This window comes from Sphingomonas sp. (genome assembly GCF_013812825.1).
GTDB lineage: Bacteria > Pseudomonadota > Alphaproteobacteria > Sphingomonadales > Sphingomonadaceae > Sphingomicrobium.
In genome coordinates this window covers 19,294-46,259 of sequence record NZ_JACCSU010000063.1, presented here as the reverse complement: position 1 = coordinate 46,259, position 26,966 = coordinate 19,294, and the positions used below count along the sequence as shown (strand labels likewise).

At 66.2% G+C, this 26,966-nt stretch carries 29 protein-coding genes and 1 pseudogene; 16 read left to right on the top strand and 14 right to left on the bottom strand.

Features of this window, described 5'->3' with window-relative positions; all coding sequences use genetic code 11:
• The 4 genes from acnA to H0T81_RS08360 are packed head-to-tail and all read left to right on the top strand — an operon-like array spanning window position 1 to window position 3,942.
• On the top strand, window positions 1-2,679 hold the full coding sequence (gene acnA / locus H0T81_RS08375) for an aconitate hydratase AcnA (protein ID WP_294011761.1): 2,679 nt from the start codon (window positions 1-3) through the stop codon (window positions 2,677-2,679).
• The gene (locus H0T81_RS08370; RefSeq protein WP_294011758.1) at window positions 2,679-3,041 is read left to right on the top strand and encodes a GFA family protein; all 363 of its coding nucleotides are present in this window, start codon (window positions 2,679-2,681) and stop codon (window positions 3,039-3,041) included. Before acnA ends, H0T81_RS08370 begins: the two co-directional genes overlap by 1 nt.
• Window positions 3,038-3,310: a hypothetical protein gene (locus H0T81_RS08365; protein ID WP_294011756.1), complete on the top strand. Its 273-nt coding sequence runs from the start codon at window positions 3,038-3,040 to the stop codon at window positions 3,308-3,310. The genes H0T81_RS08370 and H0T81_RS08365 overlap by 4 nt, the downstream gene beginning before the upstream one ends.
• On the top strand, window positions 3,265-3,942 hold the full coding sequence (locus tag H0T81_RS08360) for a cyclase family protein (RefSeq protein ID WP_294011754.1): 678 nt from the start codon (window positions 3,265-3,267) through the stop codon (window positions 3,940-3,942). The genes H0T81_RS08365 and H0T81_RS08360 overlap by 46 nt, the downstream gene beginning before the upstream one ends.
• On the opposite strand, the gene H0T81_RS08355 is transcribed toward H0T81_RS08360, so the two are convergent.
• Both H0T81_RS08355 and H0T81_RS08350 read right to left on the bottom strand, forming a co-directional pair.
• Window positions 3,939-4,424, bottom strand: a complete 486-nt coding sequence (locus H0T81_RS08355; RefSeq protein ID WP_294011752.1) for an N-acetyltransferase — start codon at window positions 4,422-4,424, stop codon at window positions 3,939-3,941. The genes H0T81_RS08360 and H0T81_RS08355 overlap by 4 nt on opposite strands.
• Window positions 4,421-5,134 carry a folate-binding protein gene (locus tag H0T81_RS08350; RefSeq protein WP_294011750.1) on the bottom strand — a complete coding sequence of 238 codons (714 nt, stop codon included), beginning with the start codon at window positions 5,132-5,134 and terminating at the stop codon, window positions 4,421-4,423. Before H0T81_RS08350 ends, H0T81_RS08355 begins: the two co-directional genes overlap by 4 nt.
• 22 nt (window positions 5,135-5,156) lie before the next feature.
• On the opposite strand from H0T81_RS08350, the gene pyrC reads away from it, so the two are divergent.
• Window positions 5,157-6,179: a dihydroorotase gene (pyrC, locus tag H0T81_RS08345; protein WP_294011748.1), complete on the top strand. Its 1,023-nt coding sequence runs from the start codon at window positions 5,157-5,159 to the stop codon at window positions 6,177-6,179.
• On the opposite strand, the gene H0T81_RS08340 is transcribed toward pyrC, so the two are convergent.
• From H0T81_RS08340 to H0T81_RS08325, 4 genes are read right to left on the bottom strand one after another with little or no spacing between them, the layout of a single operon-like run.
• Window positions 6,176-6,940 (bottom strand): Crp/Fnr family transcriptional regulator, encoded by a 765-nt coding sequence (locus H0T81_RS08340; RefSeq protein WP_294011746.1) that lies wholly within the window; start codon window positions 6,938-6,940, stop codon window positions 6,176-6,178. The genes pyrC and H0T81_RS08340 overlap by 4 nt on opposite strands.
• A 51-nt stretch (window positions 6,941-6,991) precedes the next feature.
• Window positions 6,992-7,921 (bottom strand): Gfo/Idh/MocA family oxidoreductase, encoded by a 930-nt coding sequence (locus H0T81_RS08335; protein ID WP_294011744.1) that lies wholly within the window; start codon window positions 7,919-7,921, stop codon window positions 6,992-6,994.
• Window positions 7,921-8,544, bottom strand: a complete 624-nt coding sequence (locus H0T81_RS08330; RefSeq protein ID WP_294011742.1) for a 2-dehydro-3-deoxy-6-phosphogalactonate aldolase — start codon at window positions 8,542-8,544, stop codon at window positions 7,921-7,923. Before H0T81_RS08330 ends, H0T81_RS08335 begins: the two co-directional genes overlap by 1 nt.
• Window positions 8,541-9,422 (bottom strand): 2-dehydro-3-deoxygalactonokinase, encoded by an 882-nt coding sequence (locus H0T81_RS08325; RefSeq protein WP_294011740.1) that lies wholly within the window; start codon window positions 9,420-9,422, stop codon window positions 8,541-8,543. The genes H0T81_RS08330 and H0T81_RS08325 overlap by 4 nt, the downstream gene beginning before the upstream one ends.
• An 86-nt stretch (window positions 9,423-9,508) precedes the next feature.
• On the opposite strand from H0T81_RS08325, the gene H0T81_RS08320 reads away from it, so the two are divergent.
• From H0T81_RS08320 to dgoD, 3 genes are all read left to right on the top strand, one after another.
• Window positions 9,509-10,384 carry an SMP-30/gluconolactonase/LRE family protein gene (locus tag H0T81_RS08320; protein ID WP_294011738.1) on the top strand — a complete coding sequence of 292 codons (876 nt, stop codon included), beginning with the start codon at window positions 9,509-9,511 and terminating at the stop codon, window positions 10,382-10,384.
• A gap of 68 nt (window positions 10,385-10,452) precedes the next feature.
• Complete coding sequence (locus H0T81_RS08315) at window positions 10,453-11,715, top strand: family 1 glycosylhydrolase (RefSeq protein ID WP_294011736.1); 1,263 nt, start codon at window positions 10,453-10,455, stop codon at window positions 11,713-11,715.
• Window position 11,716: 1 nt separating this feature from the next.
• The gene (gene dgoD, locus H0T81_RS08310; RefSeq protein WP_366474127.1) at window positions 11,717-12,856 is read left to right on the top strand and encodes a galactonate dehydratase; all 1,140 of its coding nucleotides are present in this window, start codon (window positions 11,717-11,719) and stop codon (window positions 12,854-12,856) included.
• Window positions 12,857-12,866: 10 nt separating this feature from the next.
• Here the strand turns inward: dgoD and paaD are convergent, their stop codons facing one another.
• The 3 genes from paaD to hppD all read right to left on the bottom strand — a co-directional run bounded on the left by paaD (window position 12,867) and on the right by hppD (window position 15,706).
• Window positions 12,867-13,313, bottom strand: coding sequence for a 1,2-phenylacetyl-CoA epoxidase subunit PaaD (paaD, locus tag H0T81_RS08305; protein WP_294011732.1), 447 nt, complete (start codon window positions 13,311-13,313; stop codon window positions 12,867-12,869).
• Window positions 13,313-14,515 (bottom strand): 3-oxoadipyl-CoA thiolase, encoded by a 1,203-nt coding sequence (pcaF, locus tag H0T81_RS08300; RefSeq protein WP_294011730.1) that lies wholly within the window; start codon window positions 14,513-14,515, stop codon window positions 13,313-13,315. The genes paaD and pcaF overlap by 1 nt, the downstream gene beginning before the upstream one ends.
• Before the next feature lie 102 nt (window positions 14,516-14,617).
• Window positions 14,618-15,706, bottom strand: coding sequence for a 4-hydroxyphenylpyruvate dioxygenase (gene hppD / locus H0T81_RS08295; protein WP_294011728.1), 1,089 nt, complete (start codon window positions 15,704-15,706; stop codon window positions 14,618-14,620).
• Window positions 15,707-15,938: 232 nt separating this feature from the next.
• On the opposite strand from hppD, the gene H0T81_RS08290 reads away from it, so the two are divergent.
• A complete protein-coding gene (locus H0T81_RS08290) occupies window positions 15,939-16,211 on the top strand; it encodes a 4a-hydroxytetrahydrobiopterin dehydratase (protein ID WP_294011726.1) in 273 nt (90 codons plus the stop codon).
• Here the strand turns inward: H0T81_RS08290 and H0T81_RS08285 are convergent.
• Window positions 16,208-16,519, bottom strand: a complete 312-nt coding sequence (locus H0T81_RS08285; RefSeq protein WP_294011724.1) for a hypothetical protein — start codon at window positions 16,517-16,519, stop codon at window positions 16,208-16,210. The two genes, H0T81_RS08290 and H0T81_RS08285, sit on opposite strands and share 4 nt — an antisense overlap.
• A gap of 273 nt (window positions 16,520-16,792) precedes the next feature.
• On the opposite strand from H0T81_RS08285, the gene H0T81_RS08280 reads away from it, so the two are divergent.
• The 3 genes from H0T81_RS08280 to H0T81_RS08270 all read left to right on the top strand — a co-directional run bounded on the left by H0T81_RS08280 (window position 16,793) and on the right by H0T81_RS08270 (window position 19,429).
• Window positions 16,793-17,563: a phenylalanine 4-monooxygenase gene (locus tag H0T81_RS08280; protein WP_294011722.1), complete on the top strand. Its 771-nt coding sequence runs from the start codon at window positions 16,793-16,795 to the stop codon at window positions 17,561-17,563.
• A gap of 65 nt (window positions 17,564-17,628) precedes the next feature.
• Window positions 17,629-18,861, top strand: coding sequence for a DnaJ domain-containing protein (locus H0T81_RS08275; protein WP_294011720.1), 1,233 nt, complete (start codon window positions 17,629-17,631; stop codon window positions 18,859-18,861).
• A gap of 40 nt (window positions 18,862-18,901) precedes the next feature.
• Entirely contained in the window at window positions 18,902-19,429 is a 528-nt protein-coding gene (locus H0T81_RS08270) for a flavin reductase family protein (RefSeq protein WP_294011718.1), read from the top strand.
• On the opposite strand, the gene H0T81_RS08265 is transcribed toward H0T81_RS08270, so the two are convergent.
• Complete coding sequence (locus H0T81_RS08265; protein WP_294011716.1) at window positions 19,426-20,403, bottom strand: DUF808 domain-containing protein; 978 nt, start codon at window positions 20,401-20,403, stop codon at window positions 19,426-19,428. The genes H0T81_RS08270 and H0T81_RS08265 overlap by 4 nt on opposite strands.
• 190 nt (window positions 20,404-20,593) lie before the next feature.
• Here H0T81_RS08265 and serS point away from each other — a divergent pair, with 190 nt between their 5' ends.
• From serS to H0T81_RS08250, 3 genes and pseudogenes are all read left to right on the top strand, one after another.
• A complete protein-coding gene (gene serS, locus H0T81_RS08260; RefSeq protein WP_294011714.1) occupies window positions 20,594-21,853 on the top strand; it encodes a serine--tRNA ligase in 1,260 nt (419 codons plus the stop codon).
• A gap of 83 nt (window positions 21,854-21,936) precedes the next feature.
• Window positions 21,937-22,551 carry an alpha/beta fold hydrolase gene (locus H0T81_RS08255; protein ID WP_294011712.1) on the top strand — a complete coding sequence of 205 codons (615 nt, stop codon included), beginning with the start codon at window positions 21,937-21,939 and terminating at the stop codon, window positions 22,549-22,551.
• 2 nt (window positions 22,552-22,553) lie between these two features.
• Window positions 22,554-22,649, top strand: a pseudogene (locus H0T81_RS08250) (IS1 family transposase); the annotation flags it as partial.
• A 108-nt stretch (window positions 22,650-22,757) separates the two neighbouring features.
• Here H0T81_RS08250 and H0T81_RS08245 read toward each other — a convergent pair.
• The 3 genes from H0T81_RS08245 to H0T81_RS08235 form a co-directional block, all read right to left on the bottom strand.
• The gene (locus H0T81_RS08245) at window positions 22,758-23,249 is read right to left on the bottom strand and encodes an OmpA family protein (protein ID WP_294011710.1); all 492 of its coding nucleotides are present in this window, start codon (window positions 23,247-23,249) and stop codon (window positions 22,758-22,760) included.
• A 239-nt stretch (window positions 23,250-23,488) separates the two neighbouring features.
• Window positions 23,489-24,262 carry a slipin family protein gene (locus H0T81_RS08240; protein ID WP_294011708.1) on the bottom strand — a complete coding sequence of 258 codons (774 nt, stop codon included), beginning with the start codon at window positions 24,260-24,262 and terminating at the stop codon, window positions 23,489-23,491.
• A 12-nt stretch (window positions 24,263-24,274) separates the two neighbouring features.
• A complete protein-coding gene (locus H0T81_RS08235) occupies window positions 24,275-25,627 on the bottom strand; it encodes a nodulation protein NfeD (RefSeq protein ID WP_294011705.1) in 1,353 nt (450 codons plus the stop codon).
• Window positions 25,628-25,945: 318 nt separating this feature from the next.
• Between H0T81_RS08235 and H0T81_RS08230 the strand changes: the two genes are divergently transcribed.
• Window positions 25,946-26,785 carry a DUF899 family protein gene (locus tag H0T81_RS08230; RefSeq protein ID WP_294011703.1) on the top strand — a complete coding sequence of 280 codons (840 nt, stop codon included), beginning with the start codon at window positions 25,946-25,948 and terminating at the stop codon, window positions 26,783-26,785.
• Window positions 26,786-26,966: the final 181 nt, after the last annotated feature.

Here is a 26,966-nt window from a genome sequence, read left to right as displayed (position 1 = left end):
ATGATCCCGACCGGCCAGGACAGTCTCAACACCCGTTCCACGCTCGCCGTCGGCGACAAGAGCTACACCTATTTCTCGCTTGCCAAGGCTGCCGAGGCGCTCGGCGACCTGTCCCGCCTGCCCTTCTCGATGAAGGTGCTGCTCGAGAATCTGCTGCGGTTCGAAGACGGGGAGACGGTCACCCGCAACGACCTCCAGTCGATGGTCGACTGGCTGAAGGAACGGCGGATTTCGCGCGAGATCCAATACCGTCCCGCACGGGTGCTGATGCAGGATTTCACCGGCGTCCCGGCGGTGGTCGACCTTGCGGCCATGCGCGACGCAATGAAAGAGCTCGGCGGCGACCCGCAGAAGATCAACCCGCTGGTGCCGGTTCATCTGGTGATCGACCACAGCGTGATGGTGGACGAGTTTGGCACTCCACGCGCGTTCGGCAAGAACGTCGAGCTCGAATATGAGCGCAACGGCGAGCGCTACGAGTTTCTGAAGTGGGGCAGCCAGGCGTTCGACAATTTCAAGGTCGTGCCGCCCGGCACCGGCATCTGTCACCAGGTCAACCTCGAATATGTCGCCCAGTGCGTGTGGACCAGCGAGGACCAGGCGGGCGTGATGCTTGCCTATCCCGACACACTGGTTGGCACCGACAGCCACACGACCATGGTCAACGGGCTCGGAGTGCTCGGCTGGGGAGTCGGCGGAATCGAGGCCGAAGCAGCGATGCTCGGCCAGCCGGTCAGCATGCTGATCCCCGAAGTCGTCGGCTTCCGCCTCGGCGGCGAGCTTCGCGAGGGCATCACCGCGACCGACCTGGTGCTGACGGTCACCCAGATGCTTCGCGCCAAGGGCGTCGTCGGCCGGTTCGTCGAATTCTACGGGCCCGGGCTCAATTCACTGAGCCTCGCCGACCGAGCGACGATCGCCAACATGGCGCCCGAATATGGAGCGACCTGCGGCTTCTTCCCGATCGACCAGCGGACCTGCGAATATCTCAAGCTCACCGGCCGCGACGAGGCGCGCATCGAGCTGGTCGAGGCCTATTGCAAGGCGCAGGGCCTGTGGCGCGACGATTCCTCGCCCGAGCCGGTGTTCACCGATACGCTCGAGCTCGACATGACCAGCATCGAGCCCTCGCTCGCCGGGCCGCGGCGGCCGCAGGACCGGGTGCTGCTGTCCGAGGTCGACGACCAGTTCAACGAAGAGCTGGAGACGACGTACAAGAAGGACAAAGACCCGCGGGTCCCGGTCGAAGGCGAGAATTACGACCTCGGCAACGGCGACGTGGTGATCGCCGCCATCACCAGCTGCACCAACACTTCGAACCCCTCCGTGCTGGTCGCGGCCGGACTGGTGGCCAGGAAAGCGCGCGAGAAAGGGCTGACCAGCAAGCCGTGGGTCAAGACCAGCCTGGCGCCCGGAAGCAAGGTGGTCAGCGACTATCTCGACGCCAGCGGCCTCAGCGCGGACCTCGACGCCCTGGGCTTCGACCTGGTCGGCTACGGCTGCACCACCTGCATCGGCAATTCAGGTCCGCTCGCCGAGCCGATCTCCAAGGCGATCGCCGACCATGACCTGGTCGCGGTCAGCGTGCTGTCCGGCAACCGCAACTTCGAGGGCCGCGTGTCGCCCGACTGCCGGGCCAATTATCTCGCCTCGCCGCCGCTGGTCGTCGCCTATGCGCTCAAGGGCACCGTGCGCTCCGATCTCGCCACAGAGCCGATCGGAACCGCGCGCAACGGCGAACCGGTGTTCCTCAAGGACATCTGGCCGAGCAATGAGGAAGTGCGAGCGCTGATTGACGAGCATCTGCATTCGCACATGTTCACGTCGCGCTACGCCGACGTCTACACGGGCGATGAACGCTGGCGGGCAATCGACATCGGCGCCGGCGAAACCTACTCGTGGCCGCCGAACTCGACCTACATCCAGAACCCGCCCTATTTCACGGGCATGACCATGACCCCCGTGCCGCCCGGCGACATCGAACGGGCACGGGCGCTGGCGGTGTTCGGCGATTCGATCACCACCGACCACATCTCACCGGCAGGCGCGATCAAGGTCGACAGCCCGGCCGGCCGTTACCTGCTCGATCACCAGGTGAGCCGCGGCGAGTTCAACAGCTACGGGGCGCGGCGCGGCAACCACAAGGTAATGATGCGCGGCACCTTCGCCAACATCCGCATTCGCAACCACATGCTGGACAATGTCGAGGGCGGCTTCACTCGCTATGCGCCGACCGGCGAAACGCTGCCGATCTACGACGCGGCGATGCTGTACAAGGCTGACGGGCGGCCGCTGGTCGTCATCGCCGGCAAGGAATATGGCACCGGCAGCTCGCGGGACTGGGCAGCCAAAGGCACGCTCCTGCTCGGCGTTCGAGCGGTGATCGCCCAGAGCTATGAGCGAATCCACCGCTCGAACCTGGTCGGCATGGGCGTCTTGCCGCTGCAGTTCCGCGACGGCGAGGGCGCGGAGAGCCTCGGCCTTACCGGCGACGAGAAGTTCTCGGTCAGCGGAATCGCCGATTTGCAGCCGCGGCAGGAGGTCGAGGTCCGGGTCCGCCGAGCCGACAAGTCGGAGTTCAGCTTCACCGCCCGCTGCCGGATCGACACCTTTACCGAGCTCGAATATTTCCGCGCCGGCGGGATCCTCCATTACGTGCTCCGGAAGCTGGCCGCCTGATGCCGGAGCCGGAGCTGGTCGCGCGCTGCCACTGCGGCCGGGCGACGATACGGCTGCCGCGCAAGCCCGATTACGTAAACCACTGCAACTGCAGCCTGTGCGCGACGACCGGCTGGTGGGGTATTTATTATGCGTCCGAGGAGCTGCTGATCGAGGGCAAGTTCGATGAATATGTCCGCAGCGACCTGCCTCCTGACGAGAGATTCTTGAAGGTGTTGCGGTGCGCGAATTGCGGGAACCCGACGCACTGGGTTCCGCTGAGCGAACCGCCCTATGAGCGCATGGGGGTCAACGCGCGCCTGGTCGACCCGGCACTGCTCGAAGGCGTCGAGGTCCGCGAGATCGACGGGCGGAGCTGGTGACTCCGCTCGAAGTGTTTGTCGAAGTGGCCGGCTGGGTCGGCGCCTCGCTGATCCTCGGAGCCTATCTTCTGCTGTCGATGGGAAAGACCAGTGGTCAATCCCCGCTCTACCAGGGGATGAACGTCGTTGGCGCGGCCGGCTTCATCATCAACGGCTGGTGGCACGGGGCCGTGCCGTCAGCGGCGCTCAACGTCGTGTGGATGATGATTGGAGGAGTGGCGCTGTGGCGCATATCGCTGAAGCGGAGATCGTCGACCTCAGCCATGTGATCGAGCATGGCATGGTCACCTACCAGGGACTGCCGGGGCCGCACATCTGCGATTATTGGACGCGCGAGGGCTCGGCGGCGAACTACGACGACGGCTCGAGTTTCCAGATCGGCCGCATCGACATGGTGGCCAACACCGGCACCTATCTCGATAGCCCGTTCCATCGCTACGCGGACGGCAAGGACCTGGCCGAACTGCCGCTGAAATCGCTGGCGGACTTGCCTGGCGTGGTCGTTCGCCGGCCGCACGGCCAAGGGATCGCGACCGATGCGGCGGACCTGGAAGGGTTGGACGTTCGCGGCAAGGCGGTGCTGGTGCACACCGGCTGGGCGGAGCACTGGCGAACGGATTCCTATTGCGCCGAGCACCCGTTTCTGACGGCAGCCGCGGCCGAGTGGCTGGTGAAGGAGGGCGCGGTGCTGGTCGGGATCGACAGCTACAATATCGACGACACGCGCACCCGCTCGCGGCCGGTGCATTCGCGCTTGCTCGCCGCGGAGGTCCCGATCTGCGAGCATATGCGCGGGCTCGAGCAGCTGCCCGACCGCGGGTTCCGATTCTCGGCGGTGCCGCCGAAGGTCGCCGGGATGGGGACATTCCCGGTGCGCGCCTACGCGGTGATCGATGGCTAGCCGAGGCCGGCGAACGCGCGGGCGTGGGTCACCTGGCCCTCGGTCGCGGGCAGGGCACCGCGGAGCGCCAGGGCCATGAAATAGGGGCCGGCGTAGGGGCTGTCGAAGCCCGCCGCGAGCGCGGGGTCATAGTCGAAACGGCGGTAGTAGGCCGGCTCGCCGAGCACGAAGATCGCGTCCCAGGCTTGGCCGCGTGCCAACTCGTGGCCGGCCTTGATCAGCGCCGAGCCGATGCCCTCGCCATGCCGCTGGGGCGCAACCGCGACCGGGGCCAGCGCAAGCGCCCGGAACGGGCCGTGGACCGGCGAGAACAGGATGTGGCCGACGATCCGGCCGTCCTGCTCGGCGACCAGCTCGATGGCCGCGTCGCCGTCGGCGCGCAGCTGCTCGACCAAATCGGCTTCGTCGGGGCCCGGGAAGGCGGCGAGCAGGACGTCGCGGATCGCCGAGTGATCGCCAGGCGCGGCGGCGCGGATGTTCAAGCGAGGACCGGCTCGAGCCAGGCCGGGATGATCGCTCCGGTGAGATCGTCGAGGCGCCGATGCTCGACCGTGAGACCGAGCTCGGGATAAGCGACTCGGGTGCGCGGGCCACTCTCGCTGGTCTGAACGACCAGCAGCCGGCGGTTGACCTTGGCGCGCCAGTTCATCCGGGCGGTGTTCTCCTGGCCGACGAAGCAGCCTTTGGAGAAGCTGACTCCGTTCAGCTCGGCGGCGTTGCATTCGAGCCAGAGGATGTCGCCGAGCTCTGCCCGGCCCTCGGTGACCCCAAGGCGCAGGCGATGCTCGAGCCAGCCGGTCGCGGGAGCGGCGGCCGGTGCCAGCCAGCGTCGACCGAGGTCCCCGAGGCGCGGGTCCGGCACCCCGTCGCTGCCGCCGGGCGACCAGTGGACGGCCAGCCCGGAATCGCGCTCGATGGTGATCGGGCGGCGCAGGCGATAGATCGCGAGACGCTTGATGAGGTCGTCGGCGGCTTCGGCTTCGCAATCGAGCAATAGATCATCCCCGTCCTCCCACACGAGGAAGTCGAACAGGCATTTGCCCTGGGGCGTAAGCAGTCCCGTCCAGACCGGGAGCGCGCCTTCGACATCGCTGGTCACCAGGCCCTGGAGAAACCCGCGGACGCCCTCGCCCGACAGGCGGATCACGGCCCGGTCAGTGAGGGTGGTGGACGTCAGGCTGTTCTGGGCCATGGCCCTCAGTTAAGGAGCCGCCGTGGCATTGCAAACGCTGACCATCCGCCGCCCCGACGATTGGCACGTGCATCTGCGCGACGGCGACATGCTCAGCGCGGTGGCGCCCTATACCGCGCGCCAGTTCGCCCGGGCGATCGTGATGCCCAACCTCGACCCGCCGGTAACCAGCGTCGAGGGGGCCGACGCGTACCGGCAGCGGATCACCGCGGCGGCGGGCGAAGGCTTCACGCCGCTGATGACCTGCTATCTGACCGACGATGTAGACCCCGACACGCTCGGCCGCGGGCACGAGTCGGGCGTGTGGGTCGCGGCCAAGCTCTACCCGGCCAATGCAACGACCAATTCGGCGCTCGGAGTCACCGACGTGCGCAATATCCGTCCGGCGCTGGAGCGGATGCAGGACATCGGCATGCCGCTGCTGGTCCACGGCGAGGTGACCGATGCGCAAGTCGACGTGTTCGACCGCGAGGCGGTGTTCATCGAGCGGGTGCTCGAGCCGCTGACCCGCGATTTTCCCGAGCTCAGGATCGTGCTGGAGCACATCACCACGGCCGAGGCCGCGGACTTCGTGCGCGAGGCGGGGCCGAACGTCGCGGCGACGGTGACTCCGCACCATCTGGTGATCAACCGCAACGCCTTGTTCGCCGGCGGCCTGAGGCCGCACGCCTATTGCCTGCCGGTCGCCAAGCGCGAGCGTCACCGCGACGCGGTCCGCAAGGCGGCGACCTCGGGCTCGCCCAAATATTTCCTCGGCACCGACAGCGCCCCGCACGCGCGCTCGGCCAAGGAATCGGCGTGCGGCTGCGCGGGCATCTTCAACAGCCCATTCGCCCTGGAAATCTATGCGGCCGTGTTCGAGGAAGACAATGCGCTCGGCCGCTTCGAGGCGTTCGCCTCCGAGCACGGTCCGCGCTTCTACGGGCTGCCGCTCAACGAGGGGACGGTCATGCTGGAACGGTCGGACAGCGCCGTGCCGGAAGAGATCGCGGGAGTGGTCCCGTTCCAGGCCGGCGAGACTCTGCGCTGGCGCCTGGCCGGCTAGCTGCAGCCGGCGCTGCCGCCGCTGCCGCTGGTGCCGATGATGCCGCCGAAATGGCTCTCGACCGCGGCGTAGCATTCGCACGACCGTCGCTTGAGGCCGGCACGGTCGATGACCTGGACGACCCCGCGGCGGGTGCTGATCAGGCCCTCGTCCTGGAGAATGCGCGCCACCGCGTTGACCGTTGTCCGCCGCGCCCCGAGCAGGCGGGCCAGCGCCTCCTGCGTGAGTTCAATGCGGCTTCCAGCGCGGTCCTGGGCGGTGAGCAGCCAGCGCGCCGCCCGAGCCTCGATCGGGTGAAAGGCGTTGCAGGCGACCGACTGCATCACCTGGCTCAGCAAATAATCGGAGAAGCGGCAGAACAGGTTGCGGATGTGTGCCGAACGCAGCTTCGTGTCCTCGAGCAGCGGCATCGGAATCCGCAGCGCCGGACCCGGAATCAGGACCTCGGCGCGGGCGAAAGCAGGCGCGCGGCCGCAGCTGACGATTCCGCCGACCGCGCCCTCCTGGCCGACCGAAGCGACCTCGATCGACCGGCCGTCGCCAAGATCGAGGCAGAGGCAGATCATCGTCTGGCCGTACGGAAAATAACTGGTGACGACATCCTGACCGCAGGCGTGGACGACAGAACCGACCTCGAGCTCGACGACCGATGAATGAGGCTCGATCATCGCCCGGGCATCGGGCGGAAAGGTCGCAAGCAGCCAGTTGCGGGCGAACGCCTGGTCGGTCCGCACCAGCTCGTCCATAATTGCGACGTTCATCTGCTCACCCTCCCCACCGAGCGACGCGACTCCAGCAGTGCGAATAGCTTATCACGCGGGAGCGGATTCGACCATGTGGCGGCGGCCGACCAGCAGGCAGTCGGCGACGAGGCGCAGCGGAGCGACGTCGACATGGCTCCGGCGCTCGTCGATTAGCTCGACGAACCGGGCGTAGATGTCCGGATATTCGCCCGGGTTTTCGAACGGTCGGTGCTCGCCGTCGATCGACAAATGCGAGCCGCCGCTCTCCAGGCGAACCTCGGTTCCATCGGCGGTGCGGACGGCAATCGTCCACTCCTCGCCCTCGGTCCGGCGCCAGTCGAGGCTGCATCGAAGCGGCCCGTCGGCGACCGCGCTGGAAAACTCGATCTCGGCTGCGATCGGGGTCTGCGCGTCTTGCGGATAATGGAGCTCCGCATTGGCGACGAACAAGCCGCCGGGGAAGATTCGGGTGGCGATCGAGAAGGCGTTGATGCCGGGGTCGAACACTCCAAAGCCGCTCGGCTCCCAGATCCAGCGCTGGCCCGGATGCCATTTGCGGACGTCCTCGTGCCACAGGATTTCCATCGCCGCGATGCGCTTTCCGGCGAGCGCCTCGGCGGCCGCTTCGACCGCCGGATTATGCTGCGCGTGCCAGGTGGTGAACAGGGTCGCCTCGCGCCCCTCGGCCAGGCAGGCGAGGTCCTCGATCTCGCCCAAGGTGTCGGTCGGCGGCTTTTCGAGCAGGACATGGAGGCCGCGCTCGATGCATTCGCGGGCGATCTCATAGCGGACCGACGGCGGAGTGGTGATCGCGACCGCCTCGAGCCCGTCGACCTCCTCGAGCAGCCGGCGCCAGTCGGTGAATTGCGGCGCCGGCCCGACTCCCGACCGGCTCGAAGTGGCGGCGAGCTCCAAACGCGGATTGGCGGCGATCGAGGGCACGTGCTGGTCGGCGGCGATCTTGCCGAAACCGATGATGGCGATCCTGAGCGGCCGCATCAGCGGCCGAGCCCGGCGACGTAGGCGCGGGCTTTCTCGGCAGTCTCGGCGGGCGACTGGCCGGGCTTGTAGAGGCCCGAGCCGAGCCCGAAGCCGTCGGCGCCGGCTTCGAGCCAGGCTTGCATCGAGTCCGGCTTGACGCCGCCGACGACGATCAGCGGCACGTCCCTGGGCAGGACCGCTCTTTGCGCCCGGATCACCGCCGGGGTCGCGGCTTCGGCGGGGAACAATTTGAGCGCATGGGCGCCCGCATCGATCGCGGCGAACGCTTCCGATGGAGTGAAATAGCCGGGGGAGGAGACGAGGCCCGCCGAAACGGTCGCGCGAATGACCGCCGGGTCGGTGCTCGGGGAGACGATCAGGCGACCGCCGGCTTCTTTCACGTCGGCCACCTGGCCTGGATCGAGCACGGTGCCGGCGCCGATCAAAGCGCGGTCGCCCAGGCTGGTGGAAAGCCTGGCGATGCTGGCCAGCGGATCGGGCGAGTTCAACGGCACCTCGATGATCCGGATGCCGGCGTCGAAAGCCGCCGCCCCGATCGCGGCCGCCTCGTCGGGCGTCACTCCCCGGATAATCGCCACCAGCGGGCACTGCCTGAGATAATCCCGAATGTTCTCGCTCATTCGATCCGCTCCGCGATTTGCTGAATTCCGGCGACAAAACAGCGCTCGCCGTCAAGCTCGACCGCTTCCCGGCCGACGCCGGCCAGCGCGGCCGCGTAGAGCCGGGTCAGCTCGGGGCGGCCCATCACCACCACTTCCGTGGCCGGGGCCACCGATCCAAGACCTATCCGGACGTCGCCGCCGATCAGCAGGCCGCTCGTGTACGACGCGGCGTCTTCGCCGGCGGCCTTGCCGAGCAGCACCCGGGCGCGGACCGAGAACAATTCCGCTGAAAGGTCGTCGGCGCGCAAGCCGCGGCGCACACCGGCGTCGAACGCGGCGCCGGGCTCGACCGGTGGGGCAAGCAGGTCGGCGAGGATGCTGTGCTCCTTGAGCAGGTTGAACAATTCGCCGGTCATGACGGTCCGGAAGGTGGTGATCCGGCCGCCAGCGATCTCGACCCATTTGTTGTGGGTGCCGGGATGGCAGACGAGGCAGTCCGACGGGATCATCCCCGCCGCAGCCGCGCCGAGCAGCTGCACCTCCTCTCCGCGCATGACGTCGGCGCGATCGTCGTCAAAGACCCCGGGAACGATCGCAGTGTCCTCGTCCCCCCACACCAGAGCGCGTGCGATGTCGTCCAGGCCCGCCGGGGCCTGGACATATGGGGCCTCGATCCAGCCGCGGTTGGAACCGATCATGCCTGCGGCCAGCATCGGCTTGTTGCCGAGCCGGTCGCGGATCTCCGCCACCGCCGATGGAAACGCGTCTGGCGGCACCGAGAGAGCTCCCTTCGAGTCCTCGAACTCCTCGCCACGGCTGCCATCACCGCCAATCAGATAGGCGCGGCGGTTGGTCGTGCCCCAATCGACGGCGATGAAACCTTCTGCCCAGCGCATGCGTCGGCTCATTGGACGAAAATTCGCGACGACGCGACATGGGTCCGAAGGTTTTCTTTTGAGCAGGCGAGGTTATCGAGTCGCGGATGGAGGACGAATCGGACGTCATCTGCGTCGCAGACGTGCACGCCGTGCTCGGCGAGGGGCCGGTGTGGGTGAGCCGCGAATCGGCGCTTTACTGGCTCGACATCAAGGGGCGGAAGATTTTCCGCCTCGGCCGGGGCGGCGAGGTCGAGCAGTGGGAAACGCCGCTGCGGGTCGGGTCGCTGGCGCCGCGGGCGGGCGGCGGGTTCATCGCCGGCACCGAGCATGGCATCGCCCAGATCGACCTCGGCTCCGGGCGGTTCGACATCGTCGACGATCCCGAGGAGCATCTGCCCGACAACCGCTTCAACGACGGCAAGGTCGATCGCTCCGGCCGCTTCTGGGCCGGGAGCATGGACGATACAGAAAAGGAAGCCACCGGCACGCTCTACCGGATCGAGCCGGGCTTGAGCTGGACGGCGATCGACGAGGGCTACAAGGTCACCAACGGACCGGCGTTCAGCCCGTTAGGCGAGCTCATGTACCACAATGATTCGGCGCGGCAGGTCACCTATGTGTTCGACCTCGACGGCGAAGGGAACGCCGACAACCGCCGCGTGTTCGCGACCTACGGCGAGGGCGAGGGCTACCCGGACGGAATGACGGTGGATGCCGAAGGCTGTTTGTGGATCGCCTTCTGGGAAGGCTGGTGCGTTCGCCGCTACTCGCCGAATGCGCAGCTGCTCCAGACCATTGAGGTGCCGGTTTCGCGGCCGACCAGCTGCGCATTCGGGGGGAGCGGCCTCGATCGGCTGTACATCACTTCGGCGAGCATCGGCCTCGACCAAGCAGCGCTGGCGGTGCAACCGCAGGCGGGGGGTTTGTTTGTTGCGACGCCGGGCGTTAGGGGCATCGCTGAAATTCCCTTTGCAGGCTGACGCGCTTTTGCAAGCGAACCAAGGGCCGACGAGCAGCAGGGCAAGGAGATTGAACCATCGCTAACTTCATGTTCGCGACCGGGATCGAAAACAGCATCCCGACGATCAATCACGGCAAGACCCGAATCGACCAGATGGAGTCGAGCGGCCACTATGAACGGTGGCGCGAGGATTTCGACTGCGTCCAGGAAATCGGCATCAACTATTTGCGCTACGGCCCTCCAATCCACCGCACGTGGCTGGGGCCCGGTAAATATGACTGGGAGTTCGCCGACCTGACGTTCGCCGACCTGAGGCGACGGGAGATCACTCCGATCATGGACCTGTGCCATTTCGGAGTGCCGGACTGGGTCGGCAACTTCCAGAACCCGGATTTCCCACAGCTGTTCGCGACCTACGCAGGCGCCTTTGCCGAGCGCTACCCATGGGTGCAGCTGTACACGCCGATCAACGAGATGTTCATCTGCGCGGTGTTCTCGGCCAAGTACGGCTGGTGGAACGAGCAGATGAAGGACGACCGCTCGTTCGTCACCGCGCTCAAGCTCATCGTCAAAGCCAATGTGCTGGCGATGATCGAGATTTTGAAGCGCCGTCACGACGCGATCTTCATCCAGAGCGAATCGACCGAATATTATCACGCCGACAGCCCGGCCGCGATCGGCCGCGCCGAAGTCCTGAACCAGATGCGGTTCCTGTCGCTCGACCTCAATTACGGGCGCCGGGTCGAAAGCGGCATGTACGAGTTTTTGACCGACAACGGCATGACCCGCGAGGAGTACCACTGGTTCCTCGAGCACCGGCTCAAGCAGCACTGCATCCTCGGCAACGATTATTACAAGCTCAACGAGCATCGCGTGTTCGCCGACGGGCGGACCGTCGCGGCGGGCGAAGTGTTCGGTTACACCGAGATCACCCGCCAATATTACAACCGCTATCGGGTTCCGGTGATGCACACGGAGACCAATCTGTGGGAGGGTCCGCACGGGGACGAGGCGGTCAAGTGGCTGTGGAAGGAATGGGCCAACGTTCTGCGGCTGCGCAACGTCGGAATCCCGACCGTCGGCTTCACCTGGTATTCGCTGATCGACCAGATCGACTGGGACACCGCGCTTCGAGAGCAGAACGGCAACATCAACCCGCTCGGGCTGTTCGACCTGGACCGCAAGATGCGCAACGTCGGCAAGGCCTACAAGCAGTTGATCGCCGACTGGCGCAACGTGCTGCCGGCATCGAGCGTGTGCCTGGTGGTGCCGATCAAGAAGCTGAGCGAGCATGACGACCATGATGCCGCCGGCCGCGACCTCGACGAAACTCGTCTTGCCGGGGAATGACATGAAGATCGGCCGGATCGAGACGTTCTACGTCCCGCCGCGCTGGCTGTTCGTGCGGGTCGAGAGCGACGACGGCGCGGTGGGCTGGGGAGAGGCGAGCCTCGAGGGCCACGCCGAAGCCGTCGACGGCGCGTTCGAGGCGCTTCGCGATCGCTTCATCGGCCATGACCCGCGGCGCATCGAGGACATCTGGCAGGTTAGTTACCGGGGCGGCTTCTACCGCGGCGGGCCGGTGCTGATGTCGGCGCTCGCCGGGCTCGAGCAGTCGCTTTGGGATCTCAAAGGCAAGGTCGTCGGACTGCCCGCTTGGGAGATGCTCGGCGGCCGGGTGCGCGACAAGATCCGCGCCTACGCATGGATCGGCGGCGACCGGCCGAGCGAGATCGCCGACGCGGCCAAGGTCCGCCGCGACCAGGGCTTCTCCGCGGTCAAGATGAACGCCACCGCCGAGCTCGACTGGATCGGCACCCCCCGGCTGTTCGACGAGGTGGTCAAGCGGGTCGAAGCGGCGCAGGCGACGGGCATGGACGTCGGTCTCGATTTCCACGGCAGAGTGCACCGGCCGATGGCCAAGCAGCTGGCCAAGGTCCTTGAGCCGCTGGGACTATTGTTCATCGAGGAGCCGCTGCTGTCCGAGAACCCCGACGGGCTGCGGCAGATCGCCGAACTGACCAGCACCCCGATCGCGCTCGGCGAGCGCCTGTTCTCGCGCTGGGACTTCAAGCCGTTCTTCGAGATGGGCGCCGTCGACATCATCCAGCCGGACTTGAGCCACGCCGGCGGGATCCTCGAATGCCGCAAGATCGCGGCAATGGCCGAAACCTACGACATCGCTGTTGCGCCGCACTGCCCGCTCGGGCCGCTGGCGCTGGCCTCGTGCCTGCAGCTTGCCGCCTGCACTCCCAATGTCGCCATTCAGGAGATGAGCCTGGGCATCCATTACAATGTCGGCCACGACCTGCTGGAATTCTGCAGCGACCAGCAGGTGCTGACTCCGGAGGACGGCTATCTCCGGATCCCGCAGGGGCCGGGCCTCGGAATCACCATCGACGAGGACGCGGTTCGCGAAGCGCACAAAGAGCGCCACCGATGGCGCAACCCGGTTTGGCGGCATTCCGACGGAAGCTTCGCGGAGTGGTGACGCCGCTAGCCTAGTGGCATTTGAAGCGGTCGAACGGCTCCAGGCACGTTCTGCAGCGCCACTGCGCCTTGCACGGAGTCGAGCCGAAGCGGCTGACCTCCTCGGTGTCGGTCGAGCCGCACAGCGGGCAAGTCGCGGCCTTGGCCAGGTCGGGCGGCGAGATGCCGTAGGCTTTGAGGGCGTCCTTGCCCTTCTCGCTGATCCAGTCGGTCGTCCACGGCGGCGCGAGCTCGGTTTTGATTTCCACGTGCCCGAAACCGGCTAAGTCGAGCGCTTGTCGGATGGTGCGCTCGATGACCTCGGTCGCAGGGCAGCCCGAATAGGTCGGAGTGATCGTCACCCGGTCGTCGCTGACGTCGCGGACGATCCCGAGGTCGACCACCGAGACGACCGGGATTTCCGGGTCCATGACGGTCTCGAGCACCGCCCGGATCGGAGCGCGATTTCCCTCGCGCATCAGACCCGCTCGAGCGCCAGCGCGATTCCCTGGCCGACGCCGATGCACATCGTACACAGCGCCAGTTTCGTTCCATCGCGTTGCAGCTGTTCGGTCGCGGTCAGCGCGAGGCGCGCGCCGGACATGCCGAGCGGGTGACCGAGCGCGATCGCGCCGCCGTTGGGGTTCACGTTCTCGGCGTCGTCGGGAAGACCGAGCTGGCGAAGCACGGCCAGCGCCTGGGCGGCGAACGCCTCGTTCAGTTCGATCACGTCCATCTGGTCGATCTTGAAGCCCAGCCGCTTGAGCAATTTCCCGGACGCGGGCGCCGGGCCGATGCCCATGATCCGCGGCGGCACTCCGGCGACCGCGCCGCCGAGGACCCGCGCCCGCGGCGTCAGGCCGTTGCGCCTCGCCGCTTCCTCGCTGGCGATAATGATCGCAGCGGCGCCGTCGTTGACCCCCGATGCATTGCCGGCGGTGACGGTGCCGTCGGCGCGGACGATCGGCTTCAGCCTGGCCAGCGACTCGAGGCTGGTCTCGCGCGGATGCTCGTCGCGCTCGACGGCCAGCGGTTCACCCTTGCGCTGCGCGATCGGGACCGGGACGATCTCGGCGGCGAGCCGCCCATTGGCCTGCGCCGCCGCGGTTCGCTGCTGGCTGCGAAGAGCGAACGCGTCCTGGTCCTCGCGCGTGACCTGGAACTCCTGGGCAACGTTCTCGGCGGTCGAAGGCATGGTGTCATCGCCGTAGGCATCGCGCATCTTCGGGTTGACGAAGCGCCAGCCGATGGTCGTGTCGTAGATCTCGGCGGTGCGGTCGAAAGCCTGGCTTGCCTTGGGCAGGACGAACGGCGCCCGGCTCATGCTTTCCGAGCCGCCGGCAATGATCAGGTCCGACTCCCCGCCGCGGATCGAACGAGCCGCCATCGCCACCGAGTCGAGCCCAGAGCCGCACAGCCGGTTGAGGGTCACTCCGCCCGAGCTGTCGGGCAAGCCCGCGAGCAGCCCCGCCATCCGGGCGAGGTTGCGGTTGTCCTCGCCCGCCTGGTTGGCGCAGCCGAGGATGATGTCGTCCAGTTCGCCCCAGTCGACCGACGGGTTGCGCTCGACGAGCGCCCGGATCGGGATCGCGGCGAGGTCGTCGGCGCGGATCGACGCAAGCGCTCCGCCGTAGCGGCCGATCGGAGTCCGCGCGGCGTCGCAGATGAAGGCTTCGGTCATTACTTCACTTTTCCCCGGCGGAGGCCGGGGTCCAGGGCAGCGGGAACCGTTGCTTCGCATCGGCCTGGGCCCCGGCCTTCGCCGGGGAACATGGAACCTTCATCAGATCACGCCGCGGCGCATCTGGTCGAGCTCAATCGACTCGAACAGCGCCTTGAAATTGCCTTCGCCGAAGCCTTCGTTGCCCTTGCGCTGGATGATCTCGAAAAAGATCGGGCCGATCACGTTCTGGGTGAAGATCTGCAGCAGCAGCCCCTGCCCTTCGGTCGGCGCGCCGTCCATCAATATGCCCCGCTTGCGGAGCTCGGGGAGCGACTCGCCGTGGCCCTCGATGCGGCTGTCGAGCAGCTCGTAATAGGTTTCGGGCGTGTCCTGGAACGGAATTGCGCGGCCGCGAAGGATATCGACCGCGGCGTAAATGTCGTCGCTGCCCAGCGCGATGTGCTGGATGCCCTCGCCCTTATATTCGCGCAGGAACTCCTCGATCTGGCTCTTGTCGTCCTGGCTCTCGTTGAGCGGGATCCGAATCTTGCCGCACGGGCTGGTCATCGCCTTGGAGAACAGCCCGGTGACCTTGCCCTCGATGTCGAAGTAGCGGATTTCGCGGAAGTTGAAGAGCCGCTCGTAGAAATCGGCCCAGACCGCCATCCGGCCGCGATTCACGTTGTGCGTGAGATGGTCGATGTAGGTCAGATGCGACGCCTGGTCGGCCTCGCGCTGGCGCCAGTCCGGGTGGAACTCGAAATCCACCTCGTAGATCGTGCCGCGCTGCGCATAGCGATCGACGAAATAGAGACGCGAGCCGCCGATGCCCTCGATCGCCGGGATTTCGAGCTCGCCCTCGGCAACGTCGCTCTTGACGTCGGTCGCGCCGAGCTCGAGCGCTCGGGCGTGCGCGGCCCTGGCGTCCTTGAACCGGAACGCCATCGCGCAGGCGCACGGGCCGTGAGCCTCGGCGAACTCCTCGGCGAAGCTGCCGGGTTCGGAGTTGATAATGAAGTTGCAGTCGCCCTGCCGGTGCAGGGTGACGGCCTTGCGCTTGTGGCGCGCGACCTCGGGGAAGCCCATGTTCGTGAACAGCGAGCGCAGCAGCTCTGAATCCCGGGCGGCATATTCGACGAACTCGAAGCCGTCGGTGCCCATCGGGTTCTCGAGGCCGAGTGGTCCTTTTTCGGCAACAGCGGTGGCCATTCCCAATCCTCCTCTTTGCGGGCTTTTCCCTGCTCCCGGATATGCCGGTTTGCAAGGCTTCGGCCGGTCGCGCAGCGCCATGCTCGCCTGTCCCCCGGACAGACTGCGCGTGCCGCTTTGCAAGATTTGGCGCACCGCCGTCATTGCGAGCGCAGCGAAGCAATCTAGCAAACAGAAGAACTGGATTGCTTCGTCGCTGCGCTCCTCGCAATGACGACATCAGGAGGCAAAGATGGCAACCATTCCCGATGGCTGGAATCTCGACGACAGCGGCAAGGCGCTGGCGCGCAGCTTCAAGTTCAAGGACTTTAGCGAGGCCTTCGCGTTCCTGACGCGGGTGGCGCTGCACGCCGAGAAGGTCGACCACCATCCGGAGTTCACCAGCGTCTGGAACAAGGTCGATTTCCGACTGACCAGCCACGATGCCGGCCGAGTGACCGAGCGCGATGTGGCGCTCGCCGAGGCGATCAACGCGCTGGCGGAACGGGTGTCGCCGGCCGGCTAATAGACGAGCGTGATGACCACCGGCCCGGCGCCGTCGCCGGTCAGGATCGTCGTGTCTGGATCGCTTGTGTCGGCACTCGCGCCCGCCACCAGCACCTCGACGTCAAGCGTGTTGCGGATGGTGACGACCGCCCCGCCGGAGTCGATCGACGGCGGCGATATCTCGACCGGGCGGACGACCGTCGCGGTGACTCCAAGCGAGGCGCTTGGGGCTTCGCGGGCCGGCTCGAACGACGCGGTGGCTGCAAGCATGGTGAAGATTGCGCAAAGCATCATCAACGCATCGTCCGGCTGCGCCCCTTCGCGCAAACGGCCATCCGCGCCTGTCCCGGATTGGGGCGCAATGCGCGGCCGCGTTCGCGGAAGCGGGCGCCGACAGTTGGCGTTCAGGAAACGGATGCGATAAGCAGCTCCAATGACTCGTTCGACCGCCTTGATTCCCAGCCGCCGCGCCGCAGCGGATGGCAATTACTATCGCTGCGAGGTTGGCACCGGCTGACGCGATTCGCGACAGACGAACTCCAGCCTCGACCCGCCCAGCCTCCGCTCGGCGGGTTTTTTATTGCCCGAAGGAACATGAATATGCGCCACAGAGCCCAAGCAAGGACCGACACGCCCCAAGGCTGGCGGGACTATGTCGTGCCGCAACGCTGGGACGCGTTCACCGCTGACGACCACGCGGTGTGGGACCTGCTGTTTGCGCGGCAGGTGGACTTGCTCGGCAGCCGGGTTGTCCGCCCGTTCCTCGACGGCATCGACCTGCTTCGGCTGTCGCATCCCGGCGTGCCCGACCTCGACGAGCTCAACGCGATCCTCGAGCCGCGGACCGGGTGGCAGACGGTGGCGGTGACCGGGCTGGTCCCGGACGACATCTTTTTCGCCATGCTGAGCGAGCGCGTCTTCCCGGTCGGCAACTTCATCCGAACAGTCGAGCAGCTCGACTATCTGGAAGAGCCCGACTGCTTCCACGACTTGTTCGGCCACATCCCGATGCTGGCCGACCACGATTATGCCGGGATGATCGAGCATGTCGGGCGGCTGGGCGGAGCGGCGATCGCCGCCGGGCATGGCGAGCGCGTCGCTCGAATCTACTGGCACAGCGTCGAGTTCGGCCTGGCCCGCGAAGGCGGCGACCTGAAGATCCTCGGGGCCGGGCTCGCGTCGAGCTTCGGCGAAGCACATTTCAGCCTGGAGAGCGATCGTGTCGAGCGGCTGCCCTTCTCGGTGCGGCGGGCGGTGCGCACCGCCTATCGCAATGACGTGTTCCAGCCGCTCTACCTGGTGTCCGAGACGGTCGAGGCGACGGTCGAGGAAATCCTGCGAACCGATGCCGAGGAGCTGCTGACGATTTGAGCGCGGGCGCTCGGACTGTATAGTTAACCTCGGCAGACGATTGAGGACTGGGCAGCGCGGGAATCGTGACACCGGACCATTACGCAACCCTGGGGGTCTCGCCCACGTCGGAGGACGTGGTCATCCGCGCCGCCTATCTGGCGCTGATGCGCCGCTACCACCCCGACCGCAATTCATCGACGGAAGCGGCCGAGCGCGCCCGGGCGATCACCAACGCTTACGCGGTGCTCAGCGATTGGCGCCGGCGCTCCGAATATGACCTCAAGCGGGCCCAGCTGCGCGCCCTCCAAAGGTCAACTAGCGTCGCACCGCGGAGGCCGCGGCCCAGCCCAAGCGCCCTGTTCGCCGTGACGGCGGTCGCGCTGCTGCTGGTGGTCGCGATCCGGCCCCCGTTGTTCTTGCGCGAACTGCCCGAAAGAATGTCCGCTGCACCAATCGACGCGATCGCCTCTCCAGAGCAGAATCCCGCAGCGCATTGCGGGTCACCGGGGACCGGCGACCAGATCAAGCGCGAGCTGTTCCGTCGGGCGGCGGGGATTCGCGGCCGCGACCGGGCGGCGTTCGACCAGATTGCCGGCTATTCGATGATCCGGATCGATTTGCCGGAGCTCCGGCAAGCGGACTCCAGGCTTGGGACGGTGCGCTGCCGAGCGTGGGTCGCGCTCGACCTGCCGCCCGGAGTCGCGGTTCTCGACGGGCGGCGGAACCTGATGGCCGACATCGGCTATACGGTGAAGCCCGCGGCCGGTGGCGCAAGCGTCGTCGGCGTGTCCAACGATGGCCTGATCGTCACCCCGCTGGTCACGCTCGAGCGGGTCAGCGATCCGCAGGATGCACCGCTTCCGGAGCCGGTCGCCGAGCCTCCGGCCGAAGTGGGGCCACATTTCGACGAGCAGCCGCCGCTGCCCAGGCTGGCGCCGGCGCCACCCCGCGCCAGAGTCGCGCCGCAGCCGGCCCGAACGGCGACGCAATCGGCGCGAACGGCGGCGCAATCGGACAGCGTGGCGCAGCGAGCGGCCGATGCGCCGGCGAATCCCAGCTTCAACTGCCGGGTCGCCAAAGGGCGCGGCGAAAACTCGGTGTGCAACAACGCCGGCCTGGCGAGGCTCGATCGCCATCTGGGCGTGCTCTACGGCCAGTCGTGGGGCCAGGCCGACGCCGTCCGGCGGGCCCGGCTGCTCGGCACGCGCGAACGCTTCGTCGCCCAGCGCGACGCCTGCCGCTCGGACTCGTGCCTCAGCGATGTGTATACCGGCCGGATGCGCGAGATCAGCGACATCATGGCGACGAAACGCTAGTCCTATGGCGGCGCCGATTGGCGTCGCTACAAGGGCACGCATGGCCGACCCAAAGCATACTCAGCCGCGCACCGGCGAATACCGCACCGGGTCGGACCCGCGGACCCTGCGCGACGCGCTCGGCTGCTTCGCCACCGGGGTGACCGTCGTCACCTGCTTCGATTCGGACCGGCGCCCGTTCGGGATCACCGCCAACAGCTTCACTTCGGTGTCGCTCGAGCCGCCGCTGCTGCTGGTCTGCATCCACAAGATGGCGGCGAGCGCCCGAGCGCTGACGTCGGCGAGCCATTTCGCGGTCAACGTGCTGCAGACCGGGCAGCAACCCGCCTCGATCCGCTTTTCGACGCGCGACGAGGACCGCTTCGGCCCCAGCGACTGGTCGCCGGGCGAATTCGGGGCGCCGGTGCTCGGCAATTCGCTGAGCGTGTTCGAATGCGAGCGCCATGCGGTCCACGACGGCGGCGACCACCACCTGCTGGTCGGCCATGTGCTCAAGGCCAGCTTCGACCCGAGCCTCGACCCGCTGCTGTTCTTCCGCGGCCGCTACCGCCGGCTGCACTTCGATTAAGGCTGGACGGTCTCTTCGCTGCCGGCCGCGCCGTCGGCGTGTTGCCGCCGCCTGGGCCGCAGGTGCATCACCCCGACGATCACGCCGCCGACGATCAGCCCGGCGATCGCCGCGGCGAGGGCATTCGCCAGCCATTCGACCACCGGAATCATCGTTCCGACCGTCACCGCGATCGCGTGCGCGGCGTCGTGAATGGCGTGCGGGATCGCTTCGAAGTGCAATTCCTCCATGCCGTGGAGGATGATTCCGCCGCCCACCCACAGCATCGCCGCGGTGCCGAGCCCGGACAGGCCGGTGAGGAGATAGGGGACTCCGTGCACCAGGCCGCGGCCGATCGACTGGGCCGCGGCGCTGCGCCGCGCCGCCATGTGCAGGCCGATGTCGTCGAGCTTGACGATCAACGCGACCACTCCATAGACGACGAGCGTGATGCCGATGGCGACCGCGATCAGCGCGCCCGACTGCATCGCCAGCGACTCCTCGCCGAGCTCGGCGAGCGCGATGACCATGATCTCGGCCGAAAGGATGAAATCCGTGCGGATCGCGCCCGCGACCTGGCGCGCCTCGAGCTCCGCCGCGGTCTCGGCGACCAGCAGCTGCATTTCGTCGTGGATGTTGCCGGTGATCTTCTCGAGGATTTTCTCGGTTGCCTCGAAGGCGAGATACGACCCGCCGAGCATCAGGACCAGCGGGATCAGGAACGGGGCGAAGGCGGACAGCAACAGCGCCACCGGCAGGATGATCAGCAGCTTGTTGCGCAGCGAGCCGACGGTGATCTTGGCGATGATCGGCAGCTCGCGCTCGGGCAGCAGCCCGGTCACGTAGCGCGGGGTGACCGCGGTATCGTCGATCACCACCCCGGCCGCCTTGGTCCCCGCCTTGCCGGCGGCCAGTCCGACGTCGTCGACCGAGGCGGCGGCGAGCTTGGTCAGGGTGGCGACGTCGTCGAGCAGGGCAATGAGACCGGACGGCATGGCCGCCCGTTAGGCAATGTCAGCCGCAATGCCAACCATAGCCCCTCCCCTTGATGGGGAGGGGTTGGGGTGGGGTGGACTCTTCGGAAGAAGCCCTAGCAGCTCAGCCGCCACCCCCACCCAACCCTCCCCCATGAAGGGGGCGGGCTTAAGCTTGCCTCGACAACCCAATTCGCGCACTGCCGCGGCCATGCTGGGGATGGACTTCGTCAAGGCCAACCGCGCCGCGGTCGAGCGCGCGATCCGCGACAAGGCGGTCGACTTCGACCTCGAAGCGCTGCTTGCGCTCGACACCGAAGTTCGCGGGCTCAAGACGCAGATCGAGGCGCTCCGGGCCGAACGCAACGAGATCAGCGCCAAATTCCCGACCGCGGCGGCGGACGAGAAGGCTGAGCTCGGCCGCAAGGCCAAGGAAGCCGGCGCCAGGGCGAGCGAGCTCGAAACCAGACTCAATCAGCGGGAATCGGAGCTCCGGGGCCTCATGCTCCGGCTTCCCGGCATCCCGTGGGAGGGCGCTCCCGTCGGTCCCGACGAAAGCGCCAACATTGTCGTCCGGACCCAAGGCACGCCGCCCGAACTCGGCTTCGAGCCGCTCGACCATGTCGCGCTGATGGAGAAGAACGACTGGGCGGACCTGTCGCGCATCGCCCAGGTCGCCGGCTCGCGGATGTATTGCCTCAAGGGTCGATTGGCGCTGCTCGAAGCCAGGCTGATGACCTGGGCGCTCGAGCGGATCGCCGAGGCCGGCTTCACCCCGATCACCGTGCCGGCGCTGGCCCGCGAGCAGGCGTTCACCGCCCAGGGGCAATTCCCGGGCCACGAGGAAGAGACGTACGAGCTGCCGAACGACGATCTGTGGCTCGCCGGGACGGCCGAGGTCGTCCTGACCTCGTTGCATTCGGGCGAGATCATCGAGGGCGACCGGCTGCCGATCCTCTACGCGGGATATTCGCCCTGCTTCCGGCGCGAGGCGGGCAGCGCCGGCCGCGACGTTCGCGGGCTGCTGCGAGTCCACCAGTTCCTCAAGGTCGAGCAATATGTGATTTGCGAGGCCGACGAGGCGGTGTCCGCCGAATGGCACGCCAAGCTTCTGGGCTTGGCCGAAAGCCTGCTCCAGGCGCTCGAGATCCCCTACCAGGTGGTCGAGACGTCGACCGGCGACATGGGCCTCGGCAAGTTTAGGATGAACGACATCGAGAGCTGGGTGCCGTCCCTCGGCAAATACCGAGAGACGCACAGCTGCTCGACCCTGCACGACTGGCAGGCGCGGCGAGCGAACCTTCGTTACCGCGGGCCCGACGGCAAAGTGCGCTTCGCTCACACGCTCAACAATACCGCGCTGGCTTCCCCACGAATCTTCGTGCCGCTGCTCGAGAACCACCAGACCGAGGATGGGCGCGTTCGGCTTCCACGAGCGCTCCAGGAGTTGATGGGAGGCAAGTTCCTCTGAGCGAAGACGGCGCACCGGGCACGGCGCAGCGGCTCAAGGAAGTCGGCGCCCTGGCGGCGCGTTTCTGGCGCGGCTTCGGGCATTTGCGGCCCCGTGGCCCCGCCGACGGGCCGCCGGCGCTGGTCATCCCCGGCTTCATCGCCAACGATCGCACGACCATGGAGCTGCGCCGGGCGCTCGCCGAGGCGGGCTTCCGGGTCCATCCGTGGCGGCAGGGGATGAACTGGGGCGCGAAGGCCGACACTCTGGAGCGGCTGAAGCGGGCGGTCGATCTGTGCGGCGCCGAGCAGCCGATGCTGGTGGTCGGCTGGAGCCTCGGCGGGCTGTACGCGCGCGAGCTGGCGCGGGCCGAGCCGGACCGGGTGCGGGCGGTGGTGACGCTGGGTTCGCCGATGTGGGGCGACCGGCGCCGCTACACCAACGTCTGGAAGCTGTACGAGCGGGTCGCCGGTCACCCGGTCGACGACCCGCCGATCCCCGACCGTGAGGAGAAGCCGCCGGTGCCGACTCTGGCGCTGTGGTCGCGGCGCGACGGGATCGTCGGCGCTCCGTCGGCCAGAGGCACGGAAGAAACCCGCGACAAGGCGGTGGAGGTCGATTCGACGCACATGGGCTTTGCAGTGTCGCGGAAGGGCACTCGCCTGGCGGTGGCGGAGATCGTGCGTTTCCTGAAAGAAGTGGAAGGCGCCGGGCGGTAGGGGTCCGCATCCATCAGTCGCTCCGCATCACCCCGGCAATGGCCGCTGGCGTGAGCGATCGGCTTTGGGAAATCGGTGACATCGTTGCGCTGGTTTAGAAGGCGGAACGCCGGGTTCGGCCAAGCGTGGGCCTTACAAGAAGCGGGCGTAATGTCTGCTTTGGGTGGATAGCGGACATTAGAAACCGCCGATGTAATCGCGTCGTGCTACTTCTGCAGAACAATCAGTTGAGCGGCCCGCCCCCGGTGGGCTTCCCGGCCGGCCTCAGCCTCGAGCCGGGACGGCTCTACACCGGCGTTGCGGAGGGCCAGAACGATGGCCGTGGCGCGCTCCATACCAAGGGAGTTGTTGTTCGTTCGAATGCGCTCCCCATCGCCAAAACCTACAATGCGGACCCGTACATCAGGGTTCTTTCTGAGTGAAAGCGCGAGGGTATGGATCGACGGCTGGTCTGTAATACGGACCTCGGACGAGCCCGGATCGAAGTTGAGACGATCAAATGTGAACGTCCTCGGGGCCGGTTCACCGGATGCCAAATAGGTCTGCAGGTCTGACAACATCTTGCCTGCAGTAGCCATTCGAGCGAAGTCGGGATCCCGCTCGGCCGTCGTCTCCGCCGCGGTCGAGGCTGGCTCGCTCGGTCCGTCACATGCAGCGATGGCCAAGGCAAGGATCACAACCAACAGGACCGGCTTCAACGCGACCTCCTAGCGGACGATTTACCGACCTTATCCGTCCTCCAACCGAGTTGAAACCACGTTACTAAACACTCAAACTTCCGCACCACCCGGATCGATGAGTGGGAGCCGAAGCTTGGCGGTGCTGCCCTGCTTAGAGTCCGCTTTGGGTGGAAAGCGGACGCAACTGAGGCAGGCGACAATCTCCCATTCAAGTGGACGCTTCGATGCCTGAGCCGCGAGCTAGCGTCTGATGATTTCTACCGCTCAGCACGCCGGGCGGCACCGGCTAGGACTTCTTGGAGTTCCGCCGGGAAAGGGAAGACGATCGTGTTGCTGCGCTCGTTTGCGATGACGTTCAGCGTCGACAGGTAACGCAGCTGCATCGCCTCCGGCGCCTGTCCAAGTATCCGGCCCGCCTCTAGCAGCTTCTGCGCCGCCTGCTGCTCGCCTTCCGCATTGATCACCTTCGCCCGCCGTTCCCGCTCCGCCTCTGCCTGCCTCGCGATCGCACGCACCATACTTTCGTCGATGTCGACGTGCTTTATCTCGACGTTGGCTACCTTGATTCCCCATGCGTCCGTTGCCGAGTCGAGGATCTCTTGGATGTCTGCGTTGAGCTTGTCGCGTTCGGCGAGCATCTCGTCGAGTTCGTGCTTGCCGAGGACCGAGCGCAAGGTGGTCTGAGCCAGCTGGCTCGTCGCCATCATATAATCTTCGACCTGGATGGTCGCCTTCTCCGGATCGATCACTCGGAAATAGATCACGGCGTTGACCCGCACCGAAACGTTATCCCGGGAGATCACGTCCTGCGTGGGAACGTCTAAGACTAGCGTGCGCAAGTCCATCCGAACGATTTGCTGAACAATCGGAATCAGGATGATGAGGCCCGGGCCCTTGACGCCGGTGAAGCGGCCGAGGGTGAAGATGACACCGCGTTCATACTCGCGCAGGATCTTGATCGCCGCGAACAGGAACAGGGCCGCGACCAGGATCAGCGGAATGAAGAAGGTGAGGTTGCCGAACATTTCCATTTGGCCTCTCCATCAGTTGTTGGCCTTGAAGTCGGAGCCTTCGGCCGCAGTGGCGGGCGCGACCGTTAGTGTCAGCCCGTCGATTTCGCGCACTTCCACGGCGTCCCCGGCAGCCAGTTCGTCAACGCCCCGCGCGCGCCAACGTTCACCATGCACCCAGACGTGGCCGCGGCCTCCGGACCACTCGATCACTTCCCCGGTGGCGCCGACCATCTGCTCCCTGCCGCTGACGATGCGTGCGTTTCGGGAGGAAAGGCCCACGCGCGCCAAGACCAGAACGACTGCGAGGCTTGCGAGCCCGAATCCAGCGGCCGCAGCCCAACTGATCCGGAACTCGGGTATGTCGGTATCGAACATGATCGTCGCGCCGAGCGCGACGGCGACAGCGCCTGCAATGCCAAGCACTCCGAATGAAGGCGAGAAAGCCTCGCCCGCAATCAGCGCCAGGCCGAGCAGGAGGAGACCGATGCCGGCGAAGTTCACAGGCAGCGCTGCGAGGGCGTAGAGGGCGAGCAGAAGCGAAATTGCGCCGATCGCGCCGGGGTACAGCGCACCCGGGTTCATGAACTCGAAGATGAGCCCGTAAACGCCGATCAGCATCAGGATCAGCGCGACATTGGGATTGGTGATCGCGCTAAGGATGCGTGTGCGCCAGTTGGGCTTGGCTTCAATCAGCCTCATCCCTTCGGTCTCGATCGTCACTTGCCGCCCGGCTGCAGTCACCGTCCTGCCATTGAGACCGCTCAAGAGTTCGTCCATGTCCCGGGCGATAAAGTCTGCAACGTTCCTCTCGACTGCTGCGGTCGCGGAAAGGCTGGCGCCGGAGCGGACCGCCTCTTCAGCCCATTCCACGTTGCGGCCGCGAAGTTCGGCGAGCGAGCGGATGTACGCGACGGCGTCGTTCACCGCCTTACGCTCCGACCCGGTCGGGCCCTGAGGGGCTGCACCGTTGGCGGCTTCGTTGCCGTCGGCTGAACCACCGCCGGGCTGGGCTCCTCCGCCACCGCCGATCTGCACCGGCGTCGCCGCCCCTACATTGGTCCCGGGCGCCATCACCGCGACATGGCTCGCGTAGACAATGAAGGCGCCCGCGCTTGCCGCTCGCGCGCCACTAGGAGCCACGTAGGTGGCAACAGGCACTGGCGACGCGAGAATGTGCCGGATTATCTCGCGCATTGATGTATCGAGCCCGCCCGGCGTGTCCATCCTGAGGATCAGCAGCGACGCTCCGTCTTGCGCCGCAGCGTCGAACGCACGCGAGAGATAGTCCGAAGTCGCCGGCCCAACAGCCCCCTCGATCTCCAGAACATGAGCCGTTCGCCTGTCCTGGGCGCCACCCTGGGTCGGCCCAAGCACCAACAGCACTCCAAGAACAAGCGCGAGAAGAGCAAGGGTCTTTTGATATGTCATGGCGCCTCCGGCGCCGCAGTGTCACACATGTTTAGTTACAGGATGAAACCTGGCCGGGCACTGAGGTTCCATCGCCCAAGTTCCGAGAAACGGCCTCGTCGCCACTTTTTGACCGTTTGGTGCCGTGGCTCCCAAGTGGGTAATGTCCGCAATGGGTGGAATGCGGACTTCAAGACTGAGATGGCGATCTGTTTCGCTGGCCCGAGCCCGGGTAGAGCGTGGGAGACTTTTCTATAGAAAGACGTTGCTGGCGTTATCCCGAAGGAGGCGATCATGGGAAGGACCTTCCCCAAGGAGTCGTCGGAATATCGCTCGGCCCGCAACGCGCTGCTCAAACGCGAAGTGGCGCTTCGCAAGGAAATGGAATCCGTTGCCGCCGAGCGGCGGGCGCTCCCACCCGGTCCCGCAGTCAGTGATCACTATCTGTTCGACGCCTGGGACAGTGACGGAAAGCTGATCAAGGTTCGTTTGTCGGAGCTGTTCCGCCAGGGCAGCGATACGCTGCTCTTCTATCATTACATGTTCCCCAGAAACTCTGAGGACGAGCGGCCCAGGATGGCCGGTGCGTCGGTCGCCGAGCTACCGCGCGAGGATGGACCATGCCCGTCCTGCACGTTGTTGCTCGACCAATGGGATTGCGTGCTTCCGTACCTGGAAGGTGCGGACACCAGCTTCGCGACCGTGACGAAAGCGCCAATCGAGCGCGTCATGGCCTTCGCCCGCGATCGCGGCTGGCGCAATGTGACCTTGGTGTCCGCCGCGAACAACAGCTTCAAGCGCGATTTCCATGGCGAGGACGAGACAGGCGAGCAAGAGCCGCTCATGACCGTCTTCCACCGCGACAAGGACGGGACGATCCGGCTGAGTTGGGCGTCGGAACTGCTTTTCGAGCCCCTGATGGAGCCTGACCAAGATCCACGGCACTTGGGTACGGTCGAGCCGTTCTGGGGCTTCCTGGATCTGACACCGCGAGGCCGGCCGAAGACCGATCGCTATCGCGACCACGCACATTGCGATCCGGGGAAGGCTGCACCGCCGCAGGCGATAGCCAAATCGGAAACAGAATCCGTCTCGCCAGCGAATATCGCGGCTGCACAACACCAATGCGATTAGCGGCGTTCATGGGCTAACTAGCCGCAGCGCTAATGTCCGCAATGGGTCGAAAGCAGACATTAGGCTAGCCGGGTTTGTAAACTACCTAATCGCGAAAATTTCAAACTGACCACTACCCGCCGAGTCGCTCCATTGACTCTTGCTACCCGACTCGCGGTAGAAGAACAAAAGTAGAACATAA

Coding starts and splice junctions, on each gene's coding strand:
- dgoD (WP_366474127.1), top strand. CDS start 11,717: ATGAAGATCGGCCGGATCGAGACGTTCTACGTCCCGCCGCGCTGGCTG.
- H0T81_RS08280 (WP_294011722.1), top strand. CDS start 16,793: ATGCGCCACAGAGCCCAAGCAAGGACCGACACGCCCCAAGGCTGGCGG.
- H0T81_RS08320 (WP_294011738.1), top strand. CDS start 9,509: ATGGAGGACGAATCGGACGTCATCTGCGTCGCAGACGTGCACGCCGTG.
- paaD (WP_294011732.1), bottom strand. CDS start 13,313: ATGCGCGAGGGAAATCGCGCTCCGATCCGGGCGGTGCTCGAGACCGTC.
- H0T81_RS08265 (WP_294011716.1), bottom strand. CDS start 20,403: ATGCCGTCCGGTCTCATTGCCCTGCTCGACGACGTCGCCACCCTGACC.
- H0T81_RS08330 (WP_294011742.1), bottom strand. CDS start 8,544: ATGAGCGAGAACATTCGGGATTATCTCAGGCAGTGCCCGCTGGTGGCG.
- H0T81_RS08325 (WP_294011740.1), bottom strand. CDS start 9,422: ATGCGCTGGGCAGAAGGTTTCATCGCCGTCGATTGGGGCACGACCAAC.
- hppD (WP_294011728.1), bottom strand. CDS start 15,706: ATGGCCACCGCTGTTGCCGAAAAAGGACCACTCGGCCTCGAGAACCCG.
- H0T81_RS08290 (WP_294011726.1), top strand. CDS start 15,939: ATGGCAACCATTCCCGATGGCTGGAATCTCGACGACAGCGGCAAGGCG.
- H0T81_RS08350 (WP_294011750.1), bottom strand. CDS start 5,134: ATGGCCCAGAACAGCCTGACGTCCACCACCCTCACTGACCGGGCCGTG.
- H0T81_RS08335 (WP_294011744.1), bottom strand. CDS start 7,921: ATGCGGCCGCTCAGGATCGCCATCATCGGTTTCGGCAAGATCGCCGCC.
- H0T81_RS08270 (WP_294011718.1), top strand. CDS start 18,902: ATGGCCGACCCAAAGCATACTCAGCCGCGCACCGGCGAATACCGCACC.
- H0T81_RS08240 (WP_294011708.1), bottom strand. CDS start 24,262: ATGGAAATGTTCGGCAACCTCACCTTCTTCATTCCGCTGATCCTGGTC.
- H0T81_RS08315 (WP_294011736.1), top strand. CDS start 10,453: ATGTTCGCGACCGGGATCGAAAACAGCATCCCGACGATCAATCACGGC.
- H0T81_RS08370 (WP_294011758.1), top strand. CDS start 2,679: ATGCCGGAGCCGGAGCTGGTCGCGCGCTGCCACTGCGGCCGGGCGACG.
- H0T81_RS08340 (WP_294011746.1), bottom strand. CDS start 6,940: ATGAACGTCGCAATTATGGACGAGCTGGTGCGGACCGACCAGGCGTTC.
- acnA (WP_294011761.1), top strand. CDS start 1: ATGATCCCGACCGGCCAGGACAGTCTCAACACCCGTTCCACGCTCGCC.
- serS (WP_294011714.1), top strand. CDS start 20,594: ATGCTGGGGATGGACTTCGTCAAGGCCAACCGCGCCGCGGTCGAGCGC.
- pcaF (WP_294011730.1), bottom strand. CDS start 14,515: ATGACCGAAGCCTTCATCTGCGACGCCGCGCGGACTCCGATCGGCCGC.
- H0T81_RS08230 (WP_294011703.1), top strand. CDS start 25,946: ATGGGAAGGACCTTCCCCAAGGAGTCGTCGGAATATCGCTCGGCCCGC.